The 4367-nt window shown below is 53.4% G+C and carries 6 protein-coding genes; 1 reads left to right on the top strand and 5 read right to left on the bottom strand.

Going from position 1 to position 4367, the window contains the following annotated elements; genetic code table 11:
* Positions 1 to 327 (top strand): Sua5/YciO/YrdC/YwlC family protein (locus Q0628_RS09435; RefSeq protein WP_298770429.1); only part of this gene is annotated, 327 nt, incomplete at its 5' end.
* 1 nt (position 328) lies between these two features.
* On the opposite strand, the gene Q0628_RS09430 is transcribed toward Q0628_RS09435, so the two are convergent.
* The 5 genes from Q0628_RS09430 to Q0628_RS09410 are packed head-to-tail and all read right to left on the bottom strand — an operon-like array spanning position 329 to position 4222.
* Positions 329 to 814 (bottom strand): 3-hydroxyacyl-ACP dehydratase FabZ family protein, encoded by a 486-nt coding sequence (locus tag Q0628_RS09430; protein WP_298770427.1) that lies wholly within the window; start codon positions 812 to 814, stop codon positions 329 to 331.
* Positions 789 to 1745, bottom strand: coding sequence for a UDP-3-O-acyl-N-acetylglucosamine deacetylase (locus Q0628_RS09425; RefSeq protein WP_298770425.1), 957 nt, complete (start codon positions 1743 to 1745; stop codon positions 789 to 791). Before Q0628_RS09425 ends, Q0628_RS09430 begins: the two co-directional genes overlap by 26 nt.
* Positions 1742 to 2746: a UDP-3-O-(3-hydroxymyristoyl)glucosamine N-acyltransferase gene (locus tag Q0628_RS09420; RefSeq protein WP_298770424.1), complete on the bottom strand. Its 1005-nt coding sequence runs from the start codon at positions 2744 to 2746 to the stop codon at positions 1742 to 1744. Before Q0628_RS09420 ends, Q0628_RS09425 begins: the two co-directional genes overlap by 4 nt.
* Positions 2743 to 3705 carry a diacylglycerol kinase family protein gene (locus Q0628_RS09415; RefSeq protein ID WP_298770422.1) on the bottom strand — a complete coding sequence of 321 codons (963 nt, stop codon included), beginning with the start codon at positions 3703 to 3705 and terminating at the stop codon, positions 2743 to 2745. Before Q0628_RS09415 ends, Q0628_RS09420 begins: the two co-directional genes overlap by 4 nt.
* 4 nt (positions 3706 to 3709) lie before the next feature.
* Complete coding sequence (locus Q0628_RS09410; RefSeq protein ID WP_298770420.1) at positions 3710 to 4222, bottom strand: gamma carbonic anhydrase family protein; 513 nt, start codon at positions 4220 to 4222, stop codon at positions 3710 to 3712.
* Positions 4223 to 4367: the final 145 nt, after the last annotated feature.

The following is a 4367-nucleotide window of genomic DNA, read 5'->3' as shown; positions in this document are numbered from 1 at the left end:
CGCGTGCCCGGGCCGTACACGTTCATTTTGCCCGCCGACCCGCATATCGCCCGCCGCCTGGATGTCAAGCGCCCCGAAATTGGCGTGAGAATGCCGACGCACCCGTTCTTCAAGGAACTTTTCCAGCATTTCGACAAGCCGATCCTGAGCACGGCCGCAAAACTCACTGACGAAGACATGTACGAGCCCGACGATATCTGGAAAACCTTCGAGCATTCCGTCGACATGATGGTCGACTGCGGCCCCATCGAAATAAACCCGACCAACATTATCAGTTTGGTCGGGGATCAAGTCGAAGTGATTCGTGGCGAGTTGCTAGACCCGTAACTTACACCATGGCAGCGCTGAAGTCGGCCTTGGTGCAGAGGGTTTCTTTGCCTTCGACATCGACGGTCAGGAGTTCGCCGCTGTACTTGTAAATGCCGTGGCGGGCCATGATGAGCTTGGCCTTGAGCACGATTTCGGCTTTCGGAATCACCGGCGCGCGGAAGCGGCAGTTTTCGACCCCCATGAACGCCGGGCGCTTGCCCGTGGTTTCGGCTTCGCGACCGATCATGGTGAGGAGCGTGGCGGTCTGGGCCATGGATTCAATCTGAATCACGCCGGGAAGCACCGGATTGCCCGGGAAATGTCCCTTGAGGAATCCTTCTTCGCCGGTCAAGTGCCACTTTGCGACGATTTCCATGTTTTCGGCGTCGAGGGAGAGGATTTCGTCGACAAAGGCGAACGGAGCCTTCTGCGGAAGAACACTGTGGACAACTTCGGCGTCGTAAAGGATTCCATCGACGTTAGACTTGGGTAAAGATTCCAGCATGGACATAAGGAATGATTTTCTCCATTATTTGCCGGTGGGACACGTGCCCACCGTTGGTGATTTCGATTCTGACCCTCGGAAGGGCCGGACAGATAAAACTCAGGTCTCCAATCAAATCTAGTATTTTATGCATCGCAGGTTCGTTTGCGATGCGGAATTTTGGCGAACAGGCGCTGTTTTGAGCCGCGCAATCCCCCGCTGCGAGTAGGAGTCCGCAAGATTCATCGACTCCGGCGAGGAGGCCTGCCGCACAGGCGCGCTCCAGTTCCACTTGGTGAATGAAGGTACGCGCCATGAAAATTTGGTACAAGTTCTCGGGCGAATAAATGGAGACGGACGCAGCAGACTTCAGGTCGTAACCGTCGCGGGCTGTGTTGCGGTCAAGCACGTATTCCACCTCGAAGGTTTCTGCAGGCGTAATGCGGACATGACCATGGATTGCCGCGTCGCCTTCGGCTCCTCGCAATGACATTCCGACGGCATGCAAGTCCCACTCGGCATGCACGGGGGCATCGTAAAAAGCGAGTTCTTCGGGCGCTCCGCAAAATTTCCGAATTTCACAGAAGAACGGAATCGCAGAACCGTCCATCAACGGAACTTCGGGCTTGGTCGCATCAGTGAGTCGCACATTAAAGCGCCGGTGAGGCCACATCAAAAACACTGGAGCCAAATGCTCCGGCGACAACAAATGCAAAGACGACTCCCCCGCCGTTGAACCCGCCGAATCCTTCAACTTGTAGCCGGCGGTACGTTTCGCAAAAAATTCAAGTTCTTCAAAACAATGACACGCATCGCTGCGATAAAAAAGCTTTTCGCCCACGAACCACGCCACAAAAGGAATCTTCTGCGGGTCACGCTCCAGCGGTTCCACCGAAACAGAAGCCTGCCTAAAGCTCAAACTGCGAGATTTAAAAACCAATTCGTTGCTCATTTCAACTTCTTTTTCGCCATGACACGGAGTTCGACCATTTGACGTCGCCAGATGTCGATGTCAATCGCCGGGAACCCAGCAACGGTCTTGCCAGCAGGCACACTCTTGGTCACGCCCGCTTTCGCGGTCACAATCGCATTCTTGCCCACGGTCAAGTGCCCCGCGGCCTTGGCACCGCCTGCGAACTGCACGCCGTCTTCGAGAATCGTGGTGCCGCCGAGCGCCGTCTGCGAGGCCATGTAAATGTTGTTGCCTAAAACGCAGTTGTGAGCAATCTGCACCATGGAATCCAAGTGGCAATTGTCGCCGATGGTCGTCGGCGAAATGAACCCCGCCGCCACGACCGTGTTCGCGCCGAAGCTTGAGCGGTTCCCGATGCGGACGCCCGCAAAGTGCGGCACCATACGGCGTGCGCCTTCGTGCTCGTAAAATCCGAAGCCGCGGCTACCGACTACGACGCCTGCCTGAAAAATGCAACCCTCGCCCACAACGACGTTCGGGTAAATGGTCACGTTTGATTCCAACCTGCAACCGCGACCGACACGGGCTCCGCGCATCACCACGCAGCCCGGCCCGACAAAGCAACCTTCGCCGACAAAGCCCTCCACCACAGCCGTCGGGTGAATTCCCGTTTTAGCAACGCCTTCCACGTTTTCGCGGAAAGCGTCACCTTCGAAATTTTCCAGGAACCGGACCATGACATGGTAGGGTTCATCTACTGCCACAAGACATTTCACCCTCGGAAAGGATTCCGTGGGAATGTTCCTCGGCACAAAGAGAAGTCCCGCCTCAACGGCAGAAAGACTTTCGTTCGAAGGACCATTAGCGTGGGTAATACTTTCGATATGTCCCACCCAGAAGCTCACGTCAGCTGCACCGGCCTGAGTCAACGAGGCAAAACCGGTCAACACGATTTTAGGTTGCTCGCGCAGGACAACAAATTCAACAGGCTCAGAATGCAGCCAGTCAAGAATGGCAGAAAAACTTACCGGGAGCATCATTCCCCCAGCGCTAAAATCTGCACCTTACAGGCAAAATCAATTTTCACATGTCCGCCAAGCTTGCCGCTCAGGTCCTCACCGTCAAGCTGAAGGAACTCGTTTTCGTCAAATTCAAGTTCGACAGAATTCGCCTTGTGCGTCTTGAGGAAATTCCTCTTGATGAAATTTCCCAGCACGGGAACAGTCCCGACCGCAATGGCAAGCAGGAACATGAACATGTTCGGCACGCAGACGACTTCCAGCAGCCCATCCGCCATGTCGGACTTGTAAAACGGATTTGAACCACTTGCAAAGCTCGGAATGTTACCGACAATCACCGTGCGGTGACCATCGAGAACCTTCTGCCAGGTTTTTCCTTCCTGATCGACAAAGGCCAGCTTGCCTTTTTTAAGCCGATAGGAACGGTCGGCAAAGAAGCTTTTCACGTAATGCAGCTTATTGACGACGACGGAATTCGAATTGAATTCGCCGTTCGCTCGGGCTCGGTTGAAATCGTGAGCAATTCGCGCATCGATCCCGCCCGAAAAATAGTTGGCAAACGCAATTCTGTCGTTCACCTTCCAGATATCGAAAGGACGGGCCTTCGCCTGCAGCAGGCGACGCACCAGGAAAAGAAGTCCCTTGTCCACATAGGGCTTGTAAAGATTCAGGACACGCGCAAGGTCGTTTCCCGTTCCAAGCGGAATAAGGCCAATTTTCACCTTCTTTGCGTATTCCGACGAGACCATGACCGAGAGCACCGACGAGACGGTACCGTCGCCACCGACGGCCACCAGCGTTTCCGTACTGGCGAGGGCATCAGAAATCTGCTTTTCAAGCCCATCAATATTCGTAAACTCGGCCTTCCACTGATCATCCCCGTAGTTCAAGGATGTCATGATTTCGGGCAGGAACTTGTGTATGACTTTGCCCTGGCCACCGCCACTAATCGGGTTTATCAAAAATACAAACTTGTACATGGCATTAACCCTTCATCAGTTCGTCCTTGACGACGAGATAATGTTCTGCATTTTCGTGGAACTTACGGATTTCGTCTTCCGTAAGTTCGCGCACCACATGAGCCGGAGCCCCCACAATCAGACTCCTTTCGGGGAATTCCTTATTCTGCGTCACCACGGCACCAGCAGCCACAACGCTATTCGACTTGATATGCACGCCATCCATCAAGATGGCACCCATGCCGACAAGCACGTTATCTTCAACAGTACAGGCGTGCAAAATGGCATTGTGCCCCACCGTCACATCATCACCCACATGAACGCCTTCGTCGGTCGAAAGGTGTATCGTCACGTTATCCTGAATATTGGTTCGCTTTCCGATCCTGATTTCGGCGAGATCAGCACGGACGACCGCATTGTAGAACACCGAGGAATCATCCCCGATTTCTACGTCACCGATCAATTTCGCACCATCGGCGACAAAGACGCGTTCACCCAGGACCGGGCGTTTGCCCTTGTATTCAATTAAAGAAGCCATATCTATAATGTATAAAAAGTAGACAATAGGCGGTAGACGATAAGCCATATTTTATGGTTAGAATCGTTTAACGCTCCACAACACCATAAGGCAAACGGGACTTGGCCAAAAATATGCCACTAAAAATTATATTGTTCAACATGTC

Source organism: uncultured Fibrobacter sp., assembly GCF_937877005.1.
Lineage (GTDB): Bacteria > Fibrobacterota > Fibrobacteria > Fibrobacterales > Fibrobacteraceae > Fibrobacter.
This window is presented reverse-complemented; position numbering and strand designations above follow the sequence as displayed.

What these genes read in the sequence shown, in the direction of transcription:
- Q0628_RS09430 (WP_298770427.1), bottom strand. Translation starts at nt 814, where the DNA reads ATGCTGGAATCTTTACCCAAGTCTAACGTCGATGGAATCCTTTACGAC.
- Q0628_RS09425 (WP_298770425.1), bottom strand. Translation starts at nt 1,745, where the DNA reads ATGAGCAACGAATTGGTTTTTAAATCTCGCAGTTTGAGCTTTAGGCAG.
- Q0628_RS09420 (WP_298770424.1), bottom strand. Translation starts at nt 2,746, where the DNA reads ATGATGCTCCCGGTAAGTTTTTCTGCCATTCTTGACTGGCTGCATTCT.
- Q0628_RS09415 (WP_298770422.1), bottom strand. Translation starts at nt 3,705, where the DNA reads ATGTACAAGTTTGTATTTTTGATAAACCCGATTAGTGGCGGTGGCCAG.
- Q0628_RS09410 (WP_298770420.1), bottom strand. Translation starts at nt 4,222, where the DNA reads ATGGCTTCTTTAATTGAATACAAGGGCAAACGCCCGGTCCTGGGTGAA.